This is a genomic window from Moorena sp. SIO2C4 (assembly GCF_010672485.1).
Lineage (GTDB): Bacteria > Cyanobacteriota > Cyanobacteriia > Cyanobacteriales > Coleofasciculaceae > Moorena > Moorena producens.
This window is the reverse complement of record NZ_JAAHGN010001375.1, coordinates 1-1,609: the sequence shown is the minus strand read 5'-3', so window position 1 is coordinate 1,609 and position 1,609 is coordinate 1. Positions and strand designations below refer to the sequence as shown.

Below are 1,609 nucleotides of genomic sequence, written 5' to 3'. Positions count from 1 at the left end.
ATCAGCTATCAGCTATCAGCTATCAGCTATCAGCTATCAGCTATCAGCTATCAGCTATCAGCTATCAGCTATCAGCTATCAGCTATCAGCTATCAGCTATCAGCTATCAGCTATCAGCTATCAGCTAATCGGCCTGTGGCCAAGGGCTGACGGCACCTCAAGTAGCGTGAGCTTTTAGCTCACGGCTGACGGCTGAATGCTTATCTAAATAGTCCTGAGCTTTACTAGCTTGAGTCATTAATACCTCAAAAGCTGGGATATCAGTATCCCATTCAATCAGAGTAGGCACCGGACCAAAGCGCTCTAATGTTGCTTGATACAATTGCCACACTGGAGGATGAACGGGATAACCGTGGGTATCATATAGATAGTCTTCCCGTTCTTCATACCCTGCTAAATGTATTTGTTTGACCCTGGTTGCTGGTATTGTATTCAAATAATCAAGGGGGTCAAATCCTTGGTTAGTAGCAGTGACATAAAGATTGTTGACATCTAGGAGCAAGTAACAATCTGCTTTTTCTAACAATTGTTGAATAAATACCCATTCTGGCATGGTTGAATCTGTGAAGCTCACGTAAGCCGATGGGTTTTCTATCAAAATCCGACAACCTAGAAATTCCTGAGCTTGCAAGATCCGTTGGGCTACATGTGCCATCACCGCTTCGGTATAAGGAAGAGGAATTAAATCGTTAAGATAGTGACCAGAAACGGAAATCCAGGATAGGTGATCGGAAATGTATGCTGGTTCAATCTGCTGGGCTAACTGTTTTAAATTTGCCAAATACTCTAAATCTAAAGGGTCTGTTGACCCCAAAGACATACCGACGCCATGCAACGTAACCGGATAGTTTTGGCGGACTTTTTCTAAATAGTGGAGTGGTAAACCTTGAGAAGTTAAATAATTATCTAATAATACCTCAAACCAAGGTATACTATGTTTATGAGTAAGGATATCTTGATAATGGGCAGAGCGTAAACCGATGCCAGCACCCTTAATTGAAGCTGAAGGAACGTGAGTTGTCATAGCATTATTGTCATGGCATTATTTTCAGGATTTATCCATGGTAGTGGTGAGTTGACTCTAATTCCCCCCTTTCTTAAGGGGGGTTAGGGGGGATCGGTGTACATAACACTACTCAGCTGAATCTAATTCCCCCCTTTCTTAAGGGGGGTTAGGGGGGTTCTGTATACATAACACTACTTAGCTGAATCTAATTCCCCCCTTTCTTAAGGGGGGTTAGGGGGGATCGGTGTACATATGAATCTAATTCCCCCCTTTCTTAAGGGTTCTGTATACATAACACTACTCAGCTGAATCTAATTCCCCCCTTTATTAAGGGATCTATGTACATAACACTACTCAACTGAATCTAATTCCCCCCTTTCTTAAGGGATCTATGTACATAACACTACTCAACTGAATCTAATTCCCCCCTTTCTTAAGGGGGGTTAGGGGGGATCTGTATACATAACACTACTCAACTGAATCTAATTCCCCCCTTTCTTAAGGGGGGTTAGGGGGGATCGGTGTACATATGAATCTAATTCCCCCCTTTCTTAAGGGTTCTGTATACATAACACTACTCAGCTGAATCTAATTCCCCCCTTT

Annotated in this window: 1 protein-coding gene; it reads right to left on the bottom strand. The window is 42.5% G+C overall.

What is annotated here, in order from left to right:
• Positions 1-157 precede the first annotated feature (157 nt).
• Positions 158-1,024: an MNIO family bufferin maturase gene (gene bufB / locus F6K20_RS37735; protein ID WP_287298290.1), complete on the bottom strand. Its 867-nt coding sequence runs from the start codon at positions 1,022-1,024 to the stop codon at positions 158-160.
• Positions 1,025-1,609: the final 585 nt, after the last annotated feature.